This window comes from Vibrio sp. KUL78, assembly GCF_059725505.1.
The window spans coordinates 1,614,365-1,639,074 of the sequence record NZ_AP045838.1 but is presented as its reverse complement, the minus strand read 5'-3'; the positions used below and the strand labels follow the sequence as shown (position 1 = coordinate 1,639,074).

General features: G+C 46.2%; 22 protein-coding genes and 1 pseudogene. 16 read left to right on the top strand and 7 right to left on the bottom strand.

The window, feature by feature from the left end; translation table 11 throughout:
• Positions 1-95 precede the first annotated feature (95 nt).
• Positions 96-815: a FadR/GntR family transcriptional regulator gene (locus AC6I8Y_RS23780; RefSeq protein ID WP_042474672.1), complete on the bottom strand. Its 720-nt coding sequence runs from the start codon at positions 813-815 to the stop codon at positions 96-98.
• A gap of 293 nt (positions 816-1,108) precedes the next feature.
• Here AC6I8Y_RS23780 and AC6I8Y_RS23775 point away from each other — a divergent pair, with 293 nt between their 5' ends.
• The 4 genes from AC6I8Y_RS23775 (at position 1,109) to AC6I8Y_RS23760 (ending at position 3,803) form a co-directional block, all read left to right on the top strand.
• Positions 1,109-1,885, top strand: coding sequence for an SDR family NAD(P)-dependent oxidoreductase (locus AC6I8Y_RS23775; protein ID WP_498021965.1), 777 nt, complete (start codon positions 1,109-1,111; stop codon positions 1,883-1,885).
• A gap of 18 nt (positions 1,886-1,903) precedes the next feature.
• Complete coding sequence (locus AC6I8Y_RS23770; protein WP_042474675.1) at positions 1,904-2,620, top strand: FadR/GntR family transcriptional regulator; 717 nt, start codon at positions 1,904-1,906, stop codon at positions 2,618-2,620.
• 21 nt (positions 2,621-2,641) lie between these two features.
• A complete protein-coding gene (locus AC6I8Y_RS23765; protein WP_042474678.1) occupies positions 2,642-2,962 on the top strand; it encodes a cupin domain-containing protein in 321 nt (106 codons plus the stop codon).
• 175 nt (positions 2,963-3,137) lie between these two features.
• A complete protein-coding gene (locus AC6I8Y_RS23760; protein ID WP_394149959.1) occupies positions 3,138-3,803 on the top strand; it encodes a FadR/GntR family transcriptional regulator in 666 nt (221 codons plus the stop codon).
• Positions 3,804-3,873: 70 nt separating this feature from the next.
• On the opposite strand, the gene AC6I8Y_RS23755 is transcribed toward AC6I8Y_RS23760, so the two are convergent.
• Complete coding sequence (locus AC6I8Y_RS23755) at positions 3,874-5,631, bottom strand: polysaccharide lyase family 7 protein (protein ID WP_498021963.1); 1,758 nt, start codon at positions 5,629-5,631, stop codon at positions 3,874-3,876.
• A gap of 135 nt (positions 5,632-5,766) precedes the next feature.
• Positions 5,767-7,548 carry a sodium:solute symporter family transporter gene (locus tag AC6I8Y_RS23750; protein ID WP_498021961.1) on the bottom strand — a complete coding sequence of 594 codons (1,782 nt, stop codon included), beginning with the start codon at positions 7,546-7,548 and terminating at the stop codon, positions 5,767-5,769.
• A 711-nt stretch (positions 7,549-8,259) separates the two neighbouring features.
• Here AC6I8Y_RS23750 and AC6I8Y_RS23745 point away from each other — a divergent pair.
• The 6 genes from AC6I8Y_RS23745 to AC6I8Y_RS23720 all read left to right on the top strand — a co-directional run bounded on the left by AC6I8Y_RS23745 (position 8,260) and on the right by AC6I8Y_RS23720 (position 14,514).
• Entirely contained in the window at positions 8,260-9,039 is a 780-nt protein-coding gene (locus AC6I8Y_RS23745; RefSeq protein ID WP_394149956.1) for an oligogalacturonate-specific porin KdgM family protein, read from the top strand.
• Positions 9,040-9,114: 75 nt separating this feature from the next.
• The gene (locus tag AC6I8Y_RS23740) at positions 9,115-9,855 is read left to right on the top strand and encodes a polysaccharide lyase family 7 protein (RefSeq protein ID WP_394149955.1); all 741 of its coding nucleotides are present in this window, start codon (positions 9,115-9,117) and stop codon (positions 9,853-9,855) included.
• Between the two features lie 70 nt (positions 9,856-9,925).
• A complete protein-coding gene (locus AC6I8Y_RS23735) occupies positions 9,926-11,020 on the top strand; it encodes an ABC transporter ATP-binding protein (protein WP_498021958.1) in 1,095 nt (364 codons plus the stop codon).
• Between the two features lie 14 nt (positions 11,021-11,034).
• Complete coding sequence (locus tag AC6I8Y_RS23730) at positions 11,035-12,012, top strand: ABC transporter permease (RefSeq protein WP_081936006.1); 978 nt, start codon at positions 11,035-11,037, stop codon at positions 12,010-12,012.
• 11 nt (positions 12,013-12,023) lie between these two features.
• Entirely contained in the window at positions 12,024-12,914 is an 891-nt protein-coding gene (locus AC6I8Y_RS23725) for a carbohydrate ABC transporter permease (RefSeq protein WP_234497449.1), read from the top strand.
• A 49-nt stretch (positions 12,915-12,963) separates the two neighbouring features.
• Positions 12,964-14,514, top strand: coding sequence for an extracellular solute-binding protein (locus AC6I8Y_RS23720; RefSeq protein WP_394149953.1), 1,551 nt, complete (start codon positions 12,964-12,966; stop codon positions 14,512-14,514).
• 50 nt (positions 14,515-14,564) lie between these two features.
• Here AC6I8Y_RS23720 and AC6I8Y_RS23715 read toward each other — a convergent pair whose 3' ends face one another.
• Positions 14,565-14,810, bottom strand: coding sequence for a YfgJ family double zinc ribbon protein (locus tag AC6I8Y_RS23715; RefSeq protein ID WP_394149952.1), 246 nt, complete (start codon positions 14,808-14,810; stop codon positions 14,565-14,567).
• Positions 14,811-15,153: 343 nt separating this feature from the next.
• Here AC6I8Y_RS23715 and kduD point away from each other — a divergent pair, with 343 nt between their 5' ends.
• Complete coding sequence (gene kduD, locus AC6I8Y_RS23710) at positions 15,154-15,915, top strand: 2-dehydro-3-deoxy-D-gluconate 5-dehydrogenase KduD (protein WP_252016196.1); 762 nt, start codon at positions 15,154-15,156, stop codon at positions 15,913-15,915.
• 34 nt (positions 15,916-15,949) lie between these two features.
• Complete coding sequence (locus AC6I8Y_RS23705; RefSeq protein ID WP_394149951.1) at positions 15,950-16,591, top strand: RpiB/LacA/LacB family sugar-phosphate isomerase; 642 nt, start codon at positions 15,950-15,952, stop codon at positions 16,589-16,591.
• A gap of 51 nt (positions 16,592-16,642) precedes the next feature.
• On the opposite strand, the gene AC6I8Y_RS23700 is transcribed toward AC6I8Y_RS23705, so the two are convergent.
• Both AC6I8Y_RS23700 and AC6I8Y_RS23695 read right to left on the bottom strand, forming a co-directional pair.
• On the bottom strand, positions 16,643-17,629 hold the full coding sequence (locus AC6I8Y_RS23700) for a zinc-dependent alcohol dehydrogenase family protein (protein ID WP_498021954.1): 987 nt from the start codon (positions 17,627-17,629) through the stop codon (positions 16,643-16,645).
• Between the two features lie 160 nt (positions 17,630-17,789).
• Complete coding sequence (locus tag AC6I8Y_RS23695) at positions 17,790-18,425, bottom strand: LysE family translocator (protein ID WP_394149949.1); 636 nt, start codon at positions 18,423-18,425, stop codon at positions 17,790-17,792.
• 227 nt (positions 18,426-18,652) lie between these two features.
• Between AC6I8Y_RS23695 and AC6I8Y_RS23690 the strand changes: the two genes are divergently transcribed.
• Entirely contained in the window at positions 18,653-19,558 is a 906-nt protein-coding gene (locus tag AC6I8Y_RS23690; protein ID WP_394149948.1) for an aspartate/glutamate racemase family protein, read from the top strand.
• 65 nt (positions 19,559-19,623) lie between these two features.
• On the opposite strand, the gene AC6I8Y_RS23685 is transcribed toward AC6I8Y_RS23690, so the two are convergent.
• Positions 19,624-20,553, bottom strand: a complete 930-nt coding sequence (locus AC6I8Y_RS23685) for a LysR family transcriptional regulator (protein WP_394149947.1) — start codon at positions 20,551-20,553, stop codon at positions 19,624-19,626.
• A 117-nt stretch (positions 20,554-20,670) separates the two neighbouring features.
• Between AC6I8Y_RS23685 and AC6I8Y_RS23680 the strand changes: the two genes are divergently transcribed.
• The 3 genes and pseudogenes from AC6I8Y_RS23680 to AC6I8Y_RS23670 all read left to right on the top strand — a co-directional run bounded on the left by AC6I8Y_RS23680 (position 20,671) and on the right by AC6I8Y_RS23670 (position 24,650).
• The gene (locus AC6I8Y_RS23680) at positions 20,671-21,972 is read left to right on the top strand and encodes a cytosine permease (RefSeq protein WP_498021952.1); all 1,302 of its coding nucleotides are present in this window, start codon (positions 20,671-20,673) and stop codon (positions 21,970-21,972) included.
• Positions 21,959-23,091, top strand: a pseudogene (locus tag AC6I8Y_RS23675) (S-methyl thiohydantoin desulfurase family protein). Before AC6I8Y_RS23680 ends, AC6I8Y_RS23675 begins: the two are co-directional and overlap by 14 nt.
• Positions 23,088-24,650 carry a hydantoinase/oxoprolinase N-terminal domain-containing protein gene (locus AC6I8Y_RS23670; RefSeq protein WP_498021950.1) on the top strand — a complete coding sequence of 521 codons (1,563 nt, stop codon included), beginning with the start codon at positions 23,088-23,090 and terminating at the stop codon, positions 24,648-24,650. Before AC6I8Y_RS23675 ends, AC6I8Y_RS23670 begins: the two are co-directional and overlap by 4 nt.
• Positions 24,651-24,710 lie beyond the last annotated feature (60 nt).

Genomic DNA, 24,710 nt, shown 5'->3' with positions numbered 1-24,710 from the left:
AACACATCTTGGTGTTTGACCTAGTGAAAACAAAAAAAGGCAGCGTCGCCGCTGCCTTTTTATTCAAAATGTTATCTGGAACATAAAGTTACCGGTTAACTTGCTACCGGAAGACGGTGATTTTCTTCACGTAGGTGGCTTGCTGATGCTTCACGAGCTTTGTCTGCGTCACCAGCCATAATCGCTTCATAAATCGCACGGTGTTCATTAATACAGGTAGAACCGCCGTCTGAAGAATACTGAATAAAGTTGAAGAACATCGTCGTCAAGATGTTACCGAACGGAAGGTAGAAGTCGTTACCCGTCGCGTTGAAAACAAGGCTATGGAAGCGAGTGTCAACGTCCAACCATTTCGCTTGGTCGAAGTTTTCTTCTTTCGATACTTCTACCATTTCTTGGAAGGTTGACGACAGTTCAATACGTTGCTCTGCTGTTGCAAACTTAGCGGCTAGTGCACACGCTTCTGGCTCAATAGCACGGCGAAGACCAAGGAATTGACCGCAGAACTGCTCAACATCGTTAAGACCGTCCATCCACTCAATAAGCTGAGGGTCGAGGAAGTTCCAGTATGCACGGTCAACGACGCGCGTACCGATCTTCGGTCGAGACTCTAGTAGACCTTTCGATGTTAGTAGCTTAACGGCTTCGCGAAGTGCAGTTCGGCTAATGCCAAACTGTTCACATAGCGCCATCTCGCCTGGGATGATAGATCCTTCTGGTAACTCACCAGAGAGGATGCCACGTGCAATCTCACGAGCAACCTGAACATGGATGCTTCGTTTTGAGCCCGTAATAGAACTGAACTTACCTGACATAGTATTATCGCTTACAAAAAGTGTTTATGTATTATTTTAGCAGTGATTCTACCACCATTCGCGTTTGAATAGATGTGACAAAGCGCATTTATTCGATATAAGTCGCCTTTTGCTTCGTGATTTCCTATCACTTCTACGAGTAAAACCGCCTAATTAGTGAGTTCCATGTCACATTTTTCTCAATATCTTTCTAGAATTATTGATGGGAATTGTCATTTCTACCAATTCCCTATTGACGCACTAAAGTGCTATTGTATGATTAATAAATCAAACCAATGATAAGGCTTAAACTGATGTTTCAAGATCTCAGAGGAAAACGCGTTCTAATCACCGGTTCCACCGCAGGGATGGGATTAGCAGCAGCTCGACTTTTTGCGCAACATGGTGCGAAGGTTGGTCTCAATGGACGACGAGTAACCCCAGAATCACTAGCAGCAGTTGATGAGCTTAACAAGCTTGGTGGTGAAGCCGCTTTTTTTCAAGCTGACTTAACCAAGAGCGATGAATGCGAACGTTTAATCGACGCCTATACCTCTCACTTTGGCGGGTTGGACGTTCTCATTAACAACGCAGGTGGTCTTGGCGGTCGCAAAGGGCTGGAAAGCATTGACGACGCTCTGTTTGACCACGTGATGAACCTAAATGCGCGCAGCGCGCTCATGGTCACTAAATATGCCATCCCTCACCTACGTCAATCAGCAAAGGAATCTGGTCAAACTGCAAGTGTGATCAGTACTGGCTCAATCGCGGGTCGAGAAGGTGGCGGCATTGGCGCAGGTATGTACGCTGCATCAAAAGCTTGGTTGCACGATATTCACCGCAACTGGGTAAAAGAGTTCACTAAAGATGGCATCCGTTTCAACATCGTTTCTCCTGGTACCATTGATACCGCCTTCCACGATGATAAAAGCGACGACCTAAAAGGCAATATTGCGAATAGTATTCCAATGGGCCGCTTTGGCACCATTGAAGAAGTGGCACCAACGTTTGCCTTTTTTGCCTCTCATGCCTGCTCTGGTTACATCACAGGTCAGATTCTTGATGTTAACGGCGGACAAATCGCGCCCTAATCAACCCAAGGTGTATACATGGCCACGTTCCATACAGTAGCAGATTCAAGTCGTCGAATTCATGTTCAGGTTGCTAAAGAGATCGCCATTAAGATCCTAACTGGTGAGCTGAAACCAGGTGAAAAACTCCCGAGCGAGTTAGAACTCTGCGAGAAATTCGGTATCAGCCGTACAGCGCTTCGCGAGTCAACCAAGCTTTTATCGGCAAAGGGACTTATCACATCAAAGCCTAAAGTCGGTACCAATGTAATGTCTCGTCAGCATTGGCACTTCTTAGACCCTCAGTTTTTAGATTGGGTAAAAGACACAGACAACGTTCAACGATTCTTAACCCAGTTCCTTGGTTTAAGAAAAGCGATCGAGCCAGAGGCGTGCTCACTAGCCGCAAGAAATGCTTCAATCGAACATCGTAAAGCGCTGTCGGTATGTTTCCAGAACATGAAACATGCGGCGTTTACTCACAACTATTCTTCGTGGACGTTGAACGACCACGAGTTTCACAAAACCATTTTTTTAGCGACCGCAAATCCGTTTTATATCCCGTTCTCCAATATTTTGGAGTCGCTGTTCAAGACCTTTATTGATGAAGCCGCGGTCGGCGGACGATTCTGTCTTGATGAACACGGGGCTATCTACGACGCGATTATGATGGGTGATGCTGAGCGAGCAAAAGCGGCATCTCAACTATTACTTAATGATCACAACCAGAGGCTTGCCCTACTGGAAGCGGTCTAACGAATACCTAGAGGAAAGACAATGTTTGTATACAACAAAGACTCAGTACTTGAAGATCAGGGTGGCGGTCTACGTCGTAAGGTTCTAGCATACTGCGAAAACATGATGACTGTAGAAGTTCACTTCGAAACAGGTACAGTTGCGCCAATGCACAACCACCCACACGAGCAGATCACTTACGTGGTTTCTGGTGAGTTCGAGTTCACTGTAGGTGACGAGACTAAGATCGTTAAAGCTGGTGACACTGTCTATAAAGTGCCAAACATCATGCATGGTTGTAAGTGTCTTAAAGAAGGCATCCTAATCGATAACTTTACTCCTATGCGTAAAGACTTCGTATAATAGCCAAGCTATTAATAAAAATATTATAAAGGAACGGTTTCATATAACCGTTCCTTTTTTATATTTACAGAATGATATTAAATTAAGTAGACATCACATATTCGACATAATCGTATTTACCTATTTAGAGCAAGTGATAATATGAAATAAATAATTACAAATTATAAACGTAGCCATGGAAAGCACAAAAGAGAGTATTCACGTAAAGATTTCCAGTGAAATTGCTAAGAATATCATTACAGGTCAGTATAGTAATTGTTCACTACCGACCGAAATGGAGCTTTCTAGCCATTACTCTGTGAGTCGAAATAGTGTTCGCGAAGCACTCAAAATTCTCGCATCTAAGGGATTATTATGTTCCAAACAGAAAGCAGGGACAAAGGTTACTCCTCGAAGTGAGTGGAATTTCTTAGACCCACAGTTATATGAATGGTTTTCTGAACTACCAGAGATGGAAGGCGTTATCGCAAAATTCATTCGCATGCAAAAGCTATTGATACCAGAGGCTTGCGCGGATGCAGCGTTGAATGCGACTGGTGAGCAACGTGTACAACTATCACGAGTTTTTCAAGCCTTTTCAACCCATATTCGAGAATCAGAGAACGACTTACTCAGTTCGAAACCGTTACTCAGTAGCTTCTACAGAACTCTCTTCATCGCGTCCAATAACGAGCTTTTTTCTCCATACGCAAAAATTCTAGATATTTTATTCCACTCAAAAGACTATCAACTTTCTCAACCGACGATAACCACATTAGAAATATATCAAAAGATATACGATTCCATTATGATTGCTGACGAAATGTCAGCGCGAAAAGCTGCGCGAAAATTATTCAACTAGAGACTAAATCTCACACATTAAAAAAGCCCGCTTCAAGCGGGCTTTTGTTTTCCATCATTTATTCATAACGTTAATAGGCATAGCCTTGGTGTTTATTTTCGACTTTATAGAACGTAGCCTGAACATAGTCATTCGCATCACCGGTGTTATTCTGATTATATACACCCGCTTTAAAATACATATACTGCCCACCAGCATCATAACCACTGCTCGACATATCGACTTCTTGAACAACATCAGCTTTACCTTCACGCATAATCGTCACTGTTAAGGTATTACCTACCACTTTGATTTGATAGCTAAAGACCTCGCCGAGTTCAATACCGTCTGATGGGTTGCTCGCACTACTCGATCGGCTACCGATCATATCGTACCAACTGTCTGAACCACCATTTGGTTCATGTGCAATATATATCGCGCCTTTGCTGTTGCCTGGAAGTTTACGATAGTAGATTCGAACCGGTTCATCATCATTTGCATGTATTTGCCCAACAATGACACGTCCAATTTGGCTACTGCTACCTGTTGTCGTGACATGATCTACTTTAAGCGTTGCATCTAAAGTACCATCAACACCACCAGCTGCAGTTTGGTCACTCGATGGCGCACTTGAGAATACCCAGTTATTTTTGCCGACACCCTTGGTACTATGTGAGGTATCGCCGCGACGCAGCATTTCACGCAGCTCCGAACGAGTGTAACTCGTATTGGTCGACGTTTTCGCGCCATCGACGGGTGCTTTAAAGGTCATGCCACCATCAGCTGCAGTAAAGAAAAACTCATTATTTTCGTAGCTTGCCGACAACTCGTTCTCTTTAATAGTATCTGCTTTACCATCACCGTCGGTGTCTACTGGGATGCTGAGCGTCCAGTCCAACAAATCAAAATTGCCTGACGGTGCGACATTCGGATCCAAATCATCACTTGGTGGAGGCGTTACTGGAGGAGGCGTTCCATCTGAGCAGCCAAGGATTTCTGTTTCAAGGATACTGTTCCAGTTATTTGCGGAATTGCCTTCCCCAGTGATTCGAACGTAACGAGCACTCGTTTCTGTAACAGGGTAATTTTCAAAGCCAGTCGTGTTACCACTTGACGTCTGGTTTGATAGTACTCGCGTCCAACTGCTGTTGTCATCTGACACATCAACACTAAAGTAAGAGCTGCGGCTATTGCCTTTAAACCAGGCGATATTAACTTGTCCTACTGTTGTCGATGACCCGAGATCATAAGTAATGGTTTTGCCGATACCTTCTGATGACCATCGAGATTCATCGGCTAAACTTCCATCAATCGTCCAACCAGGTAAATGGCCATCGTTGGTTCCATCATCCGTTGCTGAAACGATAGTAATATCACCACTTTCACAGTTACCACCAGACGATGAGCTACCTGTCAGAACAAAGTCGTCAAACCTTCCTTCAGATTGGTAATAAGCACCACCAATTTCAATTGATGTTGCACTGCCAGAATTAAATGTCAGTTCAACTTTCGACCAACTACTCGAATTAGACGTTTTGCTGTAAACGGAACCTGCGACATTAGCACTGATCTCACCGCCACCTTTTACATAAGCAGATAAGGTGTAATCGGTATTAGAGCTGACTGAGACAGACTGGCTAAAACTGCCGCCCGAGCCAGAAATTTTTGCAGAGTGAAGCCCTGTATTGGCATCACCAGAGATTGAGGAGGGATCGGCATCTTGCCATCCGTCCCAATTACCATTTTCAAAACCATGGTTAGTTATATTAATTGACTCTGCCCATAGAGTACCGGGAGCAGCAGTCATGGCACTACACAACAAAACCTTATACATTAACTTGCGTTGCATGTTATTTCCTTGTATTGGATTGAGGGAGCCCTCGACAACTTACTGAGGGTAAAAAGTTGTTGTCATTCTTATTGTCTGAAATTTAGATAAAAAAATAGGAAGGCCCGATCCCTTCCTATTTCTTATTTGATTGTGTTACTTCGCTTCTACTTCTTGCATGTTCGATTCAACACTTTCGTCGACAGCTTTCACAAGCAGCATACCGACTGCGAATACGATAGCACCACACAAGATGAACACTCCGCGTCCCCACAGTGGGTTAGGTAGTAGCGCCATTAGACACACACCAACACCTGCTACCGCGATTAGCTTACCAAGCATTTGACGCTGCTTGTTGTCCAGTTTCTTCTGAGCCGCTGACTCAGATACAAGTGGCGTTGCTAGGTTACCGAAGAACTTGTCTACGTCTGCTTGACGTTTCTCAGTTAGTGGCTTGTAGAACAGCGTTGATAGTACGAAGAAGCCACCTGTTAGTGAGATGTGAGCCATTAGACCAATCGCTACTTTCACATCAGACCATTCACGCTTAGTTAGCTCTTCTAGGCCGAATGCCGCTGAAACCATCTCTGCGTTGATAACAAAACCTACGACATAAGAAACGATACCACCAACGACTAGCGTACCCCAGCCAGCCCAGTCAGGCGTTTTCTTGATAAAGAAGCCAAGGAATGCTGGAATTGTCATTGGGAAGCCGATCAAGGCACCCACATACATCATGGTATCGAACAAGCTCAGACCCTTCAGCGAGTTGATGAACTGTGCGATTAGGATGATAGCGAAACCAAATACTGTTGAAGTGATCTTAGAAACCGTTACTAGCTCTTTCTCAGACGCTTGACCCTTACGAATGATCGGCTCATAGAAGTTCTTAACAAAGATACCTGAGTTACGGTTAAGACCAGAGTCCATTGAAGACATGGTTGCTGCAAACATTGCGGCTACTAGTAGACCCACCATACCTGCTGGCATGTACTCTTGAACAAAGTATAGGTAGGCAAAGTCACCCGCTTTTTTACCTTGTTCTGGGTAAGCAGCTGCTAGGTCAACACCTTGACCAGCGATGTACCAAGACGGCATAAACCAGATAAATACACCACAAAGCATCAGCACACACGCTAGTAGAGCAGCTTTCTTCGCGTTCTTTGAGTCTTTCGCCGCTAGGTAACGGTATGAGTTAAGCATGTTGTTCGTAATAGAGAACTGCTTAACAAAGATGAAGAATGCCCATAGGCTGAAGATACTTAGGTAGTTTAGGTTGTTACCCGCTAGGAATGAACCACCTTCTTGTACAGGGAAGTTGTTAACGATTTCGCCAACACCGCCGCCTTGAACGACAGCAACAACCGCACACGTCACGGTTACCGCCATGATGATAACCATCTGCATGAAGTCAGATGCGATAACCGCCCAAGAGCCACCTGTTACTGACATCGCCAATACAACAAGACCTGTTACCCAAATGGTAAGGTTCATGTCGAAACCGAAGATGCCTGATGCGATAATTGCTAGTGCGTTTAGCCACACACCTGCAGATACGACACTGTTAGGCATTGAAGACCAAGTAAATACTTGCTCGTTCGTTGCACCAAAACGCATGCGAATCGCTTCAATAACGGTGACTACACGCAGCTGACGGAACTTCGGCGCAAAGTACGCGTAGTTCATAAAGTAACCAAATGCATTTGCTAGGAAGATAAAGGCGACTGCAAAACCATCGTTATAGGCTTTACCTGCTGCACCCGTAAACGTCCAAGCACTGAACTGAGTCATAAAGGCGGTAGCACCAACCATCCACCAAAGCATGTTACCGCCCCCGCGGAAGTAATCACTGGTGGTATTAGTAAATGTACGGAACATCCAACCTATTGCCATTAGGAAGAGGAAATAGACGCCCACAATAACTGTGTTTAAATCCATGATCTGTGAATCCTTGTTGTCTTACTTGTTGTTACAATTCAATATACTCAGTTACGAGGAATAATTGTAATACAATATACCCATACGTGACATGGTTATCGTTTTTCGCCAAGAAAAAGTCCAACTTAGTTACACCGATCAAACTTTGTTACGCTTGTCATCCAAGCCTTACACTTTCTCTGCACCAACAGTAAGCAAATGACGCTGTTTGAATCTTTTTTCAAAACGACGTTTCAGCTATCTTTTAGTAATTTTTACAGTCAATAATAATAAAAGCCATACAATTCATGGCATTATAAAGAGAATTCGCTCATTACACTCCCCCATGAGGTCACACTAAAATGGGGCACCAAGTGTGAACAGATGTAAAAAAGTGTGAGCTAAATCTGTATATCAACAAAAACCAAGGGAACTAAAATGAAATATTGAGCCATTTCACAGAAAGTTCCCACTGACCCCATTAATATTTGTCATACATTAATTCAATAACAAAATAATTAATGAAATGGACTACCACGAGATAGGCTTTTGTCGGATGTTTCGGGAATCAAAGGGAAAACACCCAGCATTGGCTATTAAGTGAACAAGAAACACAGTCCCTCTCTATATACGGTGATAAACGATTATTGCGCTGACATCTAGCCGGCACAGTATCCGTTTGTCTCCACAAAGAAATGAAAATATAAATACACAAATAAGGGAAATATCAGTATGAAACTTAAGCAATCTGCTCTTGGTGTTGCGCTTGTATTACTGGCTGGTTCAGCAGCTGCGACAAGTTTGGATTATCGTACGGAATATAAGCATGATTCTGAAGATTGGGCTCACCGTATTAAAATTAGTGACTCAACAAAAGCATTCGGCGGTAAATTAGCATTTGGCGTAGAGCAGAAGTTCCAAAGTGAAACTAATGATGATGAAGTGGGTAGCCAAGATTTTTGGAAAGGCGTATCACGTGGAGACTCTGAGTTTAGTGTAGATTGGACTAAAGCAGTAGGTGAAAGTGGCAAGTGGTACATCCAGCCAGGTATGCCAGTGACATTCGGCAGCAACAAAACCACTTGGAAACCGCAATTCCGTGTTGGTTATAAAGCAGACTTTGGTTTGACTACAGCACTCCGTTACCGTCATGAGTTCCAAGTATTCAATGCAGATGGTGGCTCTGCGACTCTAGCTGGTGGTGCAGGTAAGATAGATCGCACTAACGCGACGATTCAACAAGGTAAGTTAACACTTACTGGTTCATACAAATTTGCAAAAGACTCTGCATTTAAAGATTTAAAACTGAGCTACGAAGCAAACTATAACCACAACTACGATAACGTTCGTCTAGCGAACGACAAAAACTGGGAATGGGATCTAGGTATTAAAGCGGGCTACCAAATTGGTGACTTCCAGCCATACCTAGAACTTTGGACTATCGATGGCCTATCATCTGCAACAAACGAGCGTCAGCTACGTACTCGTCTAGGTCTTAAATACAGCTTCTAATTATCGCAGTAACAAAACAAGTAATGCCCAGTTATCTGGGCATTTTCCTTCATCTATTTAATAGAGAAGAAAACGATGAACCCAAATACTTTATCGAAGTACATAGGCTCTGCAGCACTTGTTGTCTCTTTTGTTAGTTTTGCGGATACTGCCCCATACTCTTACACACAATATCAGTCAGTTCTTGACGACTCTTACCTTCAAGCCCCGACCAGCACTAAGCTGATCAAACAAGGGGACTTTGCAGGTCAATACAATCAATATTTCCACGTCCCTGATTTTGGTAATCAGTGGATGACGTTCACCGTTACTGGCGACCACAAACGCTCTGAGCTACGCCAAGTCTATGAATGGTACAGTGACGATGGCGACCTTAACAAAATGATTGGCGAAGTCTTTATTGACTCCCCTCTATCTGGCTCAGTGGACGAAATTACCTTCATGCAAGTCCACGACGTAACGAACAATGGCAATGCCATTAACAAACCCCTCCTTAGACTCGTTTGGCTGCGAGAGAGAAACAATATAGAGAATGGCATTTGGGCTGTTATTAAAAAAGATGCCGATGCATCGAGTAGTAGCTACGACAAAATCTATATTACCCAACATCTCGAATCGCAACCGATTAAATTCGAAGTAAGAATTCAAAATAATGAAATGACCATCAAAAAAGATGGTGCCGCAATAAACGGCCTTTCTAAATACGACATCTCCTACTGGAGTAATCTAGAAAGTTACTTTAAAGCGGGCGTTTACAATCAGGATGATGGTACTGGAACGGTTCAATTCAAGAGCCTGAAGTACTACACGCAATAATTTCTTTTTCTTAGAAAGTCACAAAAGAACCAAGTTTATTTGGTTGCCCCATCGGCAACAAGGAGTAGTTATGTCTGGTGTTCAGTTAAATAACATCGTGAAAGCGTATGGCGATACCAGTGTCGTGCATGGAATTAATTTAGAAGTTAAGTCGAAGGAGTTTATTGTTTTAGTGGGTCCTTCCGGCTGCGGGAAGTCAACGACACTAAGAATGTTAGCTGGTCTAGAAGAGATCACCGATGGTGATATTCATATTGAAGACCGCCGAGTTAACGAAGTAGCACCAAAAGACCGCGACGTCGCTATGGTGTTCCAAAACTACGCACTTTACCCTCACCTCAGTGTTTTCGAAAACATCGCGTTTGGTCTAAGAATTCGCAAGGTTCCAAAAGATGAAGTCACTAAATCGGTTAATGATGTTGCGGAAATCTTAGGTTTAACCGAGCTCCTAGAGCGCCGTCCTGCCGATCTGTCTGGTGGTCAACGTCAGCGCGTTGCCATGGGCCGAGCGATTGTTCGCCATCCTAAAGTGTTCCTATTTGATGAACCCCTTTCGAACTTGGATGCCAAACTACGTACTCAGATGCGCGCTGAGATCAAACGCCTACACCATCGCCTAGGTGTCACCAGCGTCTATGTTACCCACGATCAGGTCGAAGCGATGACACTCGCAGACCGTATCGTCGTTATGAGTAATGGCAAGATTGAGCAAATCGGTACCCCGATGGAACTGTTCAATAGTCCTGTGAACACCTTCGTTGCTACGTTTATTGGCTCACCACCAATGAACCTTATCGAAGCACGCGCCTCTTTACATGAAGATGGTTGGTACGCTGAGTTTGAAGAGATCGAATGCAAGCTGCCAAATGTCAAAGGTCTTGAGCACAACAAGAGCATTCTTCTTGGCATCCGACCTGAATACATTGATATCGAACCTATTGATCAAGCGAGTGCCATTCCAGTTCACATTGACCTTGTGGAGACGTTGGGCTCAGAAGCACTCCTACACACCAAGTTTGTCGGTAAGCCATTTGTGGTTAAGGCAGAAACCCATGGTCGAATCGATCATCTCGATCACGTGAAGACACTCTATTTCCGTGAAGATGCCATCACTGTATTTGACCAATCAACGGGCAATGCCCTTGAGCGTATTGCGGTGAACTAAACGGAGCATGTGTTATGGAAAACCTTCATCAGAACTCTGGTGAGACACTTAAATCGTCCGCTTCGCAGAGTAAACTGCAGAAGAAAACAAAGTGGCTCATCAATCACTTCAAAAATGAATGGCAGCTTTATGTGTTGCTCGCTCCGACCGTAATTTGGTTTTTAGTCTTCCTCTATAAACCTATGTACGGCCTGCAGATCGCCTTTAAAGACTACAGTGTGTTCCGTGGTATCACTGAAAGTCCATGGGTTGGCTTTGAACACTTCGTAACTCTATTCGAAAACGACCAGTTCCTCCGAGCCATTCGCAACACAGTCATGATCAGTGGTGCTAGCCTTATCTTTGGCTTCCCCGTGCCGATTATTCTTGCGTTAATGTTCAACGAAATTCTTAATGCTAAGTTTAAGCGGACAGCACAAACGATTGTGTATCTGCCGCACTTTATCTCAGCGGTTATCATCGCGGGTATCGTGATCACCGCATTTTCACCCTCTACAGGTGTGGTGAACTTGTTCCTCAATGCGCTTGGCTACGACTCGGTTTACTTCTTGACCAAACCGGAATGGTTCCGTTCAATCTTTGTCGGAACGGGTATTTGGCAAGAAGCGGGCTTTAGCTCCATCGTATTCCTAGCCGCCATTGCTGGCGTTAACCCATCACTTTATGAATCCGCAGTTGTAGATGGCGCTTCGCGCTGGCAAATGATGTGGAAGATCACGCTACCGTGCATCTTACCGACGATCATCATCATGTTGATCATCCGTATCGGTAACATCTTGGAGGTTGGTTTTGAGATGATCATCATGCTCTATCAGCCAGCAACTTACGAAACCGCAGACGTCATCAGCACCTTTATTTACCGTCAAGGTATTCAAGCTGCTCAGTACGACCTCGCCGCTGCCGCCGGTCTATTCAACGCTGTCATCGCCTTTATTTTGGTTATGACCGCCAACAAGATCAGTCGTCGCGTCTCTTCAACATCGCTGTGGTAATGGAGTAAGTTATGAGCCAAGCAATGAATATGAACCTCTACTCCCGCGGAGATAAGGCGTTTGTCTATCTGAATATGTTCCTCGTGGGTATCTTTACGATTAGTACGCTTTACCCGTTCATCTATGTCGCTTCTATGTCGATAAGTGCCGGTGATGCGGTGACGGCAGGTCAGGTTGTACTAACGCCCGTCGACATTACCTTTGCGGCATACGAAAAGGTCGTTACCGATCCTGCTTTTTGGATCTCTTATAAAAACACCTTTATCTACACCTTCGGCGGAACCTTAGTCAGCCTATTGATTATTGTCCCGGGCGCTTACGCGCTTTCTAGACCACAACTACTAGGCCGTAAGTACTGGAACATCTTAGTGGCCTTTACCATGTGGTTTAACGCTGGGATGATTCCGTTCTTCTTGAACATGCGTGACTTGGGACTACTTGATAGCTACTTCGGTATCATCATTGGTTTCGCCTGTAACGCATTCAACATCATCCTATTGCGTAACTTTTTCGAAGCGATCCCAAAATCGTTTGAAGAAGCCGCGCGAATGGATGGCGCGAATGACTTCCAAGTGCTCTGGAAGGTATTCATCCCACTCGCAAAACCTGCCCTCGCGACCGTTACTTTGTTCTGCATCGTCGCACGCTGGAACGGCTTCTTCTGGGCCATGGTGCTACTTCGTGACGAGAGTAAGGTTCCACTCCAGGTTTATCTGCGTCAAATCATCACTCAACTTACCGACGACGATACGTTCGCCAGTACTTTGATTAGCTCAGCCTACTCCTTTGAGACGGTAAGTGCGGCCATCATGATTTGCTCAATCATTCCAGTACTTCTGATTTATCCATTTATTCAAAAGTACTTCAACAAGGGAATTATGTTGGGTGGGGTTAAAGAGTAACCCCACCCTTCCTAATACAAAAACAATATAACGAGAAAGGAAACAAAAGATGAATGTAAAAATCACTGCGTTGTCTACCCTGATCGCTGCCACGCTTGCTACCCCAGCATTCGCAGCGGAAGATGGTGCATACAAAGTGGCAGATAAGCCAATCAAACTCGACATCCACCTGCATCAGAAGAAATTTGTCTACAGCAACGACTGGCCGGTAGAGAAAGAAGCGGCGCGTCTAACAAACGTTCACCTAAACAACGTTGCATCCATGGCGACAACCAAAAGTGAGGAAGCTTTTAACCTACTGATCGCATCGGGGGATTTGCCTGATATCGTCGGTGGTTCAAGCATGAAGAACAACGTAAACACCTATGGTCCAGAAGGCGCGTTTGTTCCCCTGAACAAGTTGATTGAAGAACATGCGCCAAACATTAAAGCCTTCTTTGACGCCAATCCAGATATCTGGGCATCAATCAAAGCGTCCGATGGCAACGTGTATTACATCCCTTACCTTCCAGATGGTAAGTACGGTCGTGGCTACTTTGTTCGTTATGACTGGTTAGAAAAACTCGGTCTAGAGCCACCTAAGAACGTCGATGAAATGTATGAAGTGCTTAAAGCCTTCCGCGATAAAGATCCAAACGGCAACGGCAAAAAAGACGAAGTACCTTTCTTTGCTCGTCACTGGCAAGAGATGGTTCGCCTGGTCACACTATGGGATGGCCGCACATCTGGCTCTGATGTCTTCCACGACTTCCATGTGGTCGACGGTCAAATCAAGCATGGTTACGCCGGTGAAAACTACAAAGTGGGCATCCAAAACCTAGCAAAATGGTACAAAGAAGGGCTGATTGACGCCGAAGTATTCACACGCGGTAGCCGTTCACGTGAGTACTTATTATCTGCTGACCTAGGCGGTATGACACACGACTGGTTCGCATCGACCTCTGGCTATAACGACTCATTGGCAGATAAAGTTGAAGGCTTCCAATTTAAGGCCTTCGCGCCACCAGCCTCTATTAGTGGCCAACGTGTTGAAGAACACCGCCGCGCAAAAGTAAAACCTGACGGCTGGGCTATCTCCTACACCAATGAGCATCCAATCGAAACCATTAAATACTTCGATTTCTGGTTTACTCAAGAAGGTAAGCGTCTAGCTAACTTTGGTATCGAGGGTGAGCACTACGATTTAGTTGATGGCAAGCCTATGTTCAAGAAGGAAGTTCTCGAGGCAGATACACCAGTGAATGCGCAGATGTGGGCGATTGGTGCTCAGGTTCAACGTGGATTCCCGATGGATTACCAAAACGAAGTGCAATGGTCCAACAAATACGCACTTGAAGGCATCGAGCTATACGATCAGGGTGACTACTTGCTAGAACCATTTATGGGTGTATCGCTGAATACAAAAGAGAAAGACATCTATGACAAGCACTGGGTGACGATCCGCGACTATATGGTGGAGATGCAGCAAGCTTGGATTCTGGGCTCTCGAGATATCGAGAAGGATTGGCCTAAGTATCAAGAAAGCATTGAACGTATGGGTTACAGCAAAGTGGTTAGCGCAATGCAAGCCGCTTACGACCGAGCGTACAAAACAAACTAGTTGTTTCTGGGAAGAGAGAAGTTTAAGGGAAAGCGGCCGCTTTCCCTTTTTTATTTAACGGGAGTCAGCTTCCAAACGATTGCCGCTCTAGATTTTGGCATTCGACATTGATTGCAGTAATAACCTACGTTCCCGCATGCCTTCATTGCGTCTAGTTTATGGCTACAATCTGGGCAAAATGGCGTTTTTTCATAGCTAACTTTGCACTGACTGCAGGTTCGACCGCCCTCATTTTGCACATCAAAATGACAGGTCGGACACGGTAATGTGAGTGCCTGTATTGTCGCGTGATCCATATTTCCACCTTCCACTAAACGATTTCCACCACATCACTTTTCATCGCTTGCAATGGATACACTTAATCAAAGCGCCAGTATAACTGCTTCTTTTCGATGGAGAAAAATTCACCGGCATCCATACCCACAATTATCGAATGGTACGGCACAGCACCTATAGTTGTTATGCAAAGATTCGTTATCGTGAGCGCGTTTGGGGATTACGTGAATGAGATCAAACAAATTTAAAACCGCATTTCAAATTTGTTGATTAGGACGTATTTGTCATATAGAGTTAACGTCATATGTCATACATTATGACTAGATAAAGTCATTCATCGATTCGCGTAACGGGACGCAGACTATGATTCTCAATGCATTCAATCTAGAAGGGAAAGTGGCTATCGTCACTGGCTGTAACACGGGGCTCGGTCAAGGGATTGCGGTCGGTCTAGCAGAAGCTGGCTGTAATATTGTGGCAGTAAACCGCTCTGCGCCAACCGAGACGGAATCGAAGGTCACAGCGTTAGGTCGTCAGTTTCTCGATATTCGAGCAGATCTCATGACCACTCAGGATATTCCATCGATAGTTGAGAAAACGATCGAAACGTTCGGTCGCATCGACATCCTTGTCAACAACGCTGGCATTATTCGCCGCGCCGATGCCATTGAATTTACTGAAAAAGATTGGGACGACGTGATGGATGTGAACGCCAAAACCGTCTTCTTTTTATCTCAAGCCGTTGCAAAACAATTTATCGCACAAGGCGAAGGCGGCAAGATCATCAACATCGCGTCCATGCTGTCATTCCAAGGCGGGATCCGCGTGCCTTCTTATACCGCTTCAAAAAGCGGCATCATGGGTGTGACACGCCTAATGGCAAACGAGTGGGCTAAGCACGGTATTAACGTTAATGCTATTGCACCTGGCTACATGGAAACCAACAACACAGAGGCTCTGCGTGCCGACGAAACTCGTAATCAAGAGATCCTAGCGCGCATTCCAGCTGGGCGTTGGGGAACACCAGAAGACCTAGCTGCGCCATGCGTATTCTTAGCCTCACCCGCTTCTGATTATGTGAACGGCTACACCCTCGCTGTGGATGGCGGCTGGCTCGCTCGCTGATAGCACCGACAACAAATTTAACCTGGAGATCCAAATGAAAATTGCACTAATGATGGAGAACAGCCAAGCGGGGAAAAACGCGGTTGTACTTAACGAACTTGAGCAAGTTGCGCGCACGCAAGACGATACTGTATTCAATGTGGGCATGAGCGATGAGAATGACCACCACCTTACTTATATTCACCTAGGTATCATGGCCAGCGTTCTTATCAACTCTAAAGCGGTCGATTTTGTTGTAACGGGTTGCGGCACTGGACAAGGTGCAATGATGTCTCTGAACATCCACCCAGGAGTTGTCTGCGGATACTGCCTAGAGCCGTCTGATGCTTTCCTGTTTAACCAAATCAACAACGGTAACGCCCTGTCTCTTGCCTTCGCGAAAGGTTACGGCTGGGGTGCAGAGCTCAATGTTCGCTATATTTTTGAGAAGGCATTTACGACTGGTGAACGCGGTCAAGGCTACCCACTAGAGCGTGCTGAGCCACAGCAGCGCAATGCAGGATTGCTTAACGATGTTAAAGCAGCAGTAGTGAAAGAAAACTACCTTGATACACTAAAAGCTATCGAGCCAGAACTGGTTAAGACAGCAGTCAGCGGCGAGCGCTTCCAGCAGTGTTTCTTCGAGAATAACCAGTCTCCAGAGATCGAAGCTTACATCCGTTCAATTTTGGACTAATGACTGATAGCCCGCTCCGGTATGTTCATTCATAGCGGGGCGGACACTTATCTAGATTTCAACAACTACCTTGCCAGTGGCTTTGCCTGCTGACAATCTCTCATGCGCCTTGCCGATATCTTCCAGTGTAAACTCAACATCATCCAACACCGGAGATAACTGTCCAGATTCGGCTAACTTAGCGACTTCTTTAAGAATATCTTGATGCTCCTGTTGGCGTACGCCGTGAATCATTTGAATCAGCATAAACACCACATGCAGCGATAATCCCTTCATATGTACCAAAGAAAGATCGAGCGACAGCAAGGATACGGTAGAGGCTACATGACCGTTCAACTTCGCCGCTTCAAATGACTTCAGCATGTTCTCACCACCGACTGAATCAAAGACCACATCAAACCCAGCGCCACCCGTATATTTGGCGACATAGTCTTCAACTTTATCAGTTTTATAGTTGATCACTGACGCGCCGATCAAGTTCATCAGTGGGACATGTTCATCACGCCCAATCGTGGCACTGACGTCTGCGCCCATCGCTTTAGCAATTTGAATCGCGATATGTCCTACCCCACCAGCGCCACCATGTACCAGTACCTTATCCCCAGCTTTAGTATTGGCACGCGTTAAGCCCTCATAAGCGGTGATGGCAACCAGAGGCAGTGCGGCGGCCTCTTTCATAGATAAGTTACTCGGCTTGTGAGCGATTAGCCTCTGGTCAGCGGGCATGTATTCCGCTAATGAACCTTGAAGAGCGCCTAAGCCACCCGCGCAGCCATACACTTCATCACCAACCTGAAAGTCAGTCACATCATCAGCAACAGCTTCTACGGTTCCCGCGAAGTCCATACCCAAGATCGCAGGGGTAGCTGGAGAGAATGGAAGCGCCTCACCGAGTTCGCGTATCATTGTATCGACCGTGTTGACGCTAGAGGCTGCAACCTTGACGAGGACTTGCCCTGACTGAATGTCGGGCTTGGCGACATCCGCCACTTCAAACGCATCGGGACCACCATAACTATTGACTACCATCGCTTTCATTGTGATTTTCCTTACTGTTGAGTTTGGTGAGGCTCTGAACAGTATAGGTGGTAACTCGAAAGTAGGATCACTTGGTGCGATTAGCAAGAAAAGGTAATGGTATTAATGATGGTGCGGAGCAAGCAGCAGCGGCTTACTCCGTGTCTTGGGATTGAGTGAGTTATTTGGTGCTCGAAGCAAACAGCGCACCACCAGCAGACATAAAGAAGCCCCCCATCACCTTGTTAAAGCGCTTGATGTTTTTCTTACTCGATAGCCAGGGGTTAACCTTAGCGCCAAGCCTTGCATACACCAACATGATCAAGGTATCGATCACAACCCATGTCAGAGCGAGCACAACAAACTGGCTAAGCTGAGGCGCATTCACGTTAATAAAGTTGGGAAACAGTGCGGTAAAAAACAGCAGGTCTTTAGGATTGCTGATACCCACCATATAGGCTTTCTTGAGAATTCCACGCTGGGTAAACGCGACTTTTTCTTGCTTGGAATCTGCACTCAACACCGACTCAGTCCCTGTGTCTCTCCAAGTCTGGTATCCAAGATAAACAAGATAGAGCGCGCCAAAGATTTTCAATAGCAAAAAGACTTCCGACGATGCTGCCAATATAGCGCCCAAACCAACAGCAGAGAGGAACATCAAGGTTAGCGACGCGAACGTCCCGCCAAACACAGTTGCAAGGGCACTGGATTTCCCATATTTAACGCCGTGTGCAATGCACAGCATCGCCGAAGGACCGGGTGATGAGATTAACACCGCAATCACGCCCACATACGCCAACCATAAACTCCATTCCATTTTTTGTCCTCCTTGCGTGTAACCTGTTTTTCAAACGTATGCTCTGAAGCACATATATCTCTCAACCTTACCGCTGTCGGCACTTCAAGTCGAACAAAAAATATACATGATATTGAATAAGCTAATCTACAGAGGAGGATTCCACCCATCAAAAGCGATTCGTCTCCAAAGCCATTCTCCCGTAGTTTTTCCTCACTACTTATTGAATCTACTTTCGAGGACTAACAATGAAAGATGTAATTTTTGGCATCATGGGAAACATGGGACCGCAAGCCGATGCGCTATTTCAAGACATCATCGCACGTGAAGAAAACAAACAAGGTGCGCAAAGCGACCAAGAGCACATGAGCTTGGTTGTGATCAACAACTCTGATATTCCGGATCGCTCTGAAGCCATCAACGAAGGTGGGCCAGATCCTGTCCCTGAGATGGTTCGCTCAGCACAGATCATGGAGTTGAACCACGTTGAGTTTGCAGTAATGCCTTGCAACACTGCGCACCACTTCCGCCCTGAAGTTCAAAAACAGACCAGCGTCTATTTAGTGGACATGCTTAAAGCAACTACTGAAAAGATCCAAGCGCAAAACCCGCAAGCCGTGGTTGGGGTACTTTGCACTACCGGCACCTACAACTCTGGGATCTACGATCGCTATTTAACTGAAGACAAGATCACCTACTTCAAACCTAACACTGAAGAGCAAGAGAACTACGTTCACAGTGCAATCTACGGACACAAAACCGGTGAGAAAACCCCAAGTGGCCAAGACATTCGCGAAAAATGCGGCATCAAAGCGGGCGAACTGGACAAAAACGCTGAACTTCTCAGCAAAGCCATTGAGTCTCTAAAAACTCAAGGTGTGAATACCGTGATCCTTGGCTGCACTGAACTGCCATTAGTACGCCCTGCGCTTGAGAAAAACTTCCCAGAGATCTACTTCATCGATCCAATGGAAGCCGTTGCAGAGCGTGTTGTTCACATCTATCGACGCGCAGATAAAATCCTAAACAGCACACCCATCACCGACACCACACCAATCAACATTGCGGATATCGTCAATGAAGACGACATGGTGACCTATGTTGTGGAGAAAGCTCGTCAGGCAAGAAGAGAAGCGCTACTCAAAGCATCGTAAGTATTGTGCCTTGTGATTTAAGTCGTCGCGTCGTTAAGAGCGGTGATAAAATCCAGTAATAACAGTCAGAGCCTTTGACTGTTATTACTGGCCACTAAGCAATCATAAAACGCCAACGCAGCAGGCGATAACGCGGTCTTTGCTCCCTTTAATACAACCGAAAAGTCACTCGTAAACCACCACTGTTCTGGGTTCACTGCCACCAGCGCCTGTTGAGAGCGGTTGCTTTCAATAAGATGACTAGGGAGAAAGCTCAAATGCGTACCCGCCATCGCAAGCAAAGCGCCAGATTCAACATTCCAGCCATCGATGAGCTTTAGTTGTTGGTACTGCTCAACATTCAAAAGCTTACGCATTACCTCAGAGGCGTAGCCACCAATGTTAATACGTCGTCCTTCAAGCGAGTGATTGCGAGTTTCAATTTCCTTTGCAACGTCTTCGCGGGCAAAGAGATAACTCTTTTCAGTGAACAGAAACTCAGCATGACTAAAGGCATCCAGTTGATGTTCGGCGAGAACGACGATCATCATGTCCAGCTGTCCTTTCGCCAGCTTTTCATTAAGCAAAGTGTAATCGCCGACTTCGAGCGTGAGCTCCACACTGTCGCTCAGCTTATAAAAGTTTTCGATAGCGGTCGGAACCGGATTGCTTGGAAGCGTAATGGTATTGTCGAGAATACCAACGCGCACCTGCCCCGTCAGTTTTGACTGTACGCCCTTCAATTTAAAGGCAAAATCACTAAGTACATTACTCAGCTCATTTGCATAACCATACACAGTGTGTCCTTCACTTGTTAAATCAAAACCACTTCGACCACGCTTACAAAGCGTCACGCCCAAGCTCTTTTCGAGTTCTATTAACTGATTACTCAGCACAGGCTGACTCAGCCCAGTACTTACGGTAGCATTGCTGATGCCGCCCTGCTCAACGATCTCACAGAATATCTCTAATCGTCTCAGGTCGCGCTTGTCCAGTTTCTCAATATGAATAGCCATAATTTAATACATAACCAAAAACGAATGTTTGTATCTAATAATATGTATTTATTTGTATGTAACAAGCTGCTAACTTTTTTTATGTGAACTTTATGGATAATTATTTAGGAGCTTAGGATGGCGAACACACAAACAACACGGAAGATTGATGACTTTGAGTTAGAGCCCGTACCCGAGAAGGCAAAACGCTCGTGGTACGTCATCAGTCTGATCTGGCTTGCAATTGGTATTGATATCTCTGGTCTGTTCTTGGGTGCGTTTCTGAGTACCGGCCTTACCATTCACGACGCCCTATTTGCGACGTTCGCAGGCTCTGCCATTCTCGCCGTACTTGCCATGCTTTGCGCTAATATTGGTTTCCAATCTGGCGTCTCAACACCATTAATGAGTAGCTCTGTCTTTGGTCGCCACGGTGGTAAGGTCCTCGGTGCCATCAACGGTGTTTCTCTTGTTGGCTGGTTCGCGTTTCAAGCGGACTTTTTCGCCTACATACTTGTCGATGCGCTTGCGCAGTATGACATCGTCGTTTCCCACTTTGCTGCGCTTGTTGGTGGCGGCGTACTCATGATGATCACCGCAATCTATGGTGTCCGAGCGCTCGGTAAGCTTAGCGCCTATTCAGTACCACTCATGGTGACACTGATTACTGTTGGCCTATTTATGGCGGCAGGTGCGCAGAGCGCGGGTGACAAGGTTATTGAGTCGCCACTCTCTATGGGTGAAGCTATTTCTTATGTCATGTCGATTTGGATCCTTGCCGCGGTCGCGGCTCCTGATATTGCCCGCTACGCGAAAACGCGCAAAGACGCGATTCTCGGTGCCGGTTTTGGCTTCCTATTTGGTAACAGCGCGACGATTGTGGTTGCCCTGCTACTCACGCAAATGACCGGCTCTGACGACCTCGTCAATGTGTTCTTCGGCATTGGCTTGGGTATGGCAGCGATTATCGTTCTGGTGTTTGCTCAATGGACGACCAACAGCAGTAACCTTGTCTCGGGCGCTCTGGGCATGTCGGTTGTGTTGCCGAATGTGCCGCGTCCTATTTTGGTCATCATGATGACCATTCTTGGCCTCGCTATCGCTCAGCTCGGCATGATCGATATGTTTACTGCGTTTCTCACACTTCTGGGTGTGACGATTGCGCCTTCAGCGGGTGTTTACCTAGCTCAATACTACTTCTTAGATAAGTCTGCACTTGAGTTTGAACGTATTCAAAGTGCGCCAAACTGGATGCTAAAAGGCTTGGTTGCTTGGGCATTTGGCAGCGCGGTGAGTGCGTGCACCGCAGGCGAATTCTTCAACCTATTCTCATTAACCAGTATTTCAGCGATTGACGGTATTCTTGCGTCCTTCGTTGCCTACATTGTGCTTGTAAAGCTGTCAGTATCAAATAAGGAAGCGGTTCGTGATTTTCAATGATCAAATGATTGATGACATTGCCCTAGGTGCCACAGTACTTGGCACCGGAGGGGTGGTGATCCCTACAGTGGTGCGCTGATGGCAAAAGTTGCCATCGCCAATGCGGAAAAGCCTGTCGAACTTATTTCGCTGGATGAGGTGAAAGATAACTGGATGACAGTGCCTTCGTCGATGATCGGCGCACCCACCGTCGCCATTGAGAAACTCAACTCCCAAGATCAAATGTTGGTAGCGTTTGAAGCGATGGAACAAGCGGTCGGTGAACGTATCGAAGCGACCTTCCCTATTGAGGTTGGCGGTTTCAACTCATTGATCCCAATTTTGATTGCTGCGCAAAAAGGGATCCCAGTGATCGACTGTGATGCCATGGGACGCGCATTCCCAGAGTCACAAATGGTGACCTTTTATTTGGACGGTTTGCCGTCCGCGCCCAACACGCTTGCTGATGAGAAAGGGAACGTCGTGACCCTGCACCCTATCGACGGTGTTTGGTCAGAACGATTTGCTCGCCCAATCACTGAGCAAATGGGTGGCTCCGCTGCGATGTGTGATTACCCTATGTATGGCAAAGAGCTCAAACGCAGCGCACTTGGTGCGACCCTGAGCAAAGCCATGCAAATAGGTAAAGCCATTCGAGAAGCCAATGCTCGCGGTGACAGTGCGGTCGATGCCGTGTTGGACATCGTTGAAGGACACCGAATTATTAGCGGAAAGATTGTCGATATCGACCGAAATACCGGCGGTGGTTTCGTAACTGGCGGTGTCGTCATTGAACCGCTTAAAGCCTCTGAAAGCAATGCGGATCCCGTCTACGTTCATTTCCAAAATGAACTGTTGCTCGCTCACAAGGGAACTAAGGCGAGTGATATGAGCCAAGAATCGCTCCTAGCTTGCACGCCCGATTTAATCAGCATCCTAGACCATGAAACTGGGCAGCCCATAACGACTGAGCAGCTTAGATACGGACAGCGAATTGAGCTTATCGCTTACCCTTGCGACCCCAAATGGCGCACCGCTAAGGGTATCGAAGTCGCTGGTCCAGATTACTTTGGCTATGGCGTTGAGTATGTGGCCATTGAAAGCCTTTCGAAACGTACAAATATGGAGGCAGGACTATGACAACCGCTATTTATCGCCTCGGTATTGATGTCGGTGGAACCAACACAGACGGAGTCCTTTTGGATGAGTCGCTCAAGGTTATCTCTAAGGTCAAAGTCGCCACAACACACGATATTTCGACAGGCATCGACAACGCCATTGATGAACTACTGCGCCAAGCAAACCTGACAGGTGAGAGTGTCAAACATGCCATGCTTGGCACGACTCAATGCACCAATGCCATTGTTGAGAAGCGAGGGCTCGACAACGTAGGCATGCTTCGCCTAGCACTGCCGAGCGGCAGCGCCGTCCCACCTCTTTGTGGTTGGAGCGCATCTTGGCAGACGCTACTTGGCGAGCATTTCTATCAAGCCCACGGTGGCCATGAGTACGATGGTCAAAAAATCGCAGACGTAGATGAGCAAGAGATCCGTCAGCTATGTCAGAAGATGAAGGGCAAAGTTGATTCTATCGCAATTTGTGGTGTGTTTTCTCCCGTTAACGGTGACCAAGAACTATTGGTTGAACAGTGGGTGAGAGAGGAACTGCCAGAGGTTAATATTTCCCTTTCACACAAGGTTGGCAGTCTGGGTATTTTAGAGCGTGAGAACGCCACTATTTTAAATGCGGCTCTGCAAGGTACAGCAAAGCGCTTTGTCGAAGGGTTTTGTCACGCACTAGAGAGGCACCGCATCGCCGTTACGCCCTATTTCGGGCAAAACGACGGAACGCTAATGTCGCAAGAATTCGCGCTTAAGTACCCTATTCTTACCGTAGCGTGCGGTCCTACTAACTCCATTCGTGGAGCCAGTCACCTCACTAAGCTTGATGATGCTATTGTGGTCGATGTCGGCGGTACAACCTCAGATGTCGGTGCGCTAACACATGGCTATCCTCGCGAATCCAGCGTAGCCGTCGAGCTTGGTGAAGTACGTACTAACTTTCGCATGCCGGATATCTTGGCCATCGCCATTGGTGGTGGTACCAAGGTGACGCTCACCGATGGTGATGTTCAATTAGGTCCTGAAAGTGTCGGTCATGAACTGACTCAGAAGGCGCTCAGTTTTGGTGGAGACACGTTAACCCTCACCGACGTAGCACTCACTAAACAAGTGATGGAATGGACAGGTAAGGCAAAGCAAGAGTCTATTGATTTGGCATCAGAAACGGCCAATCAAATATACGCTCATATGGTGGAAAAGGTTGAAGATGCCATCGACCGGATGAAGACCTCTGCCACTAAAGTGCCAGTTATTCTCGTTGGCGGTGGCAGCGCGCTAATGCCTGATCAATTTGAAGGTGTCAGCTCTGTCGTTCGTCCAGAACACTTTGAAGTCGCCAATGCGATTGGTGTCGCGCTCGGTGAGATATCGGGTCAGCTAGACAAGATTGTACCCATCGAGCCTAACCAAAGAGCAGAGGTACTGGCTGACCTGGAGAAAGAAGCCTGCCAACTCGCCATGGAAGCCGGTGCGTGTGCAAACAGCGTGTCAGTGATCGAGCGCAGTGAAATCCCCCTGAGTTACCTTCAGGGCAACATGGTGCACGTCAAAATAAAAGCCGCAGGCAGGATCGCTTAAGTTACTGCTTCAGACAAATAAAAACGCCTCGTCGCATAATCGTTCAACGAGGCGTTTTAG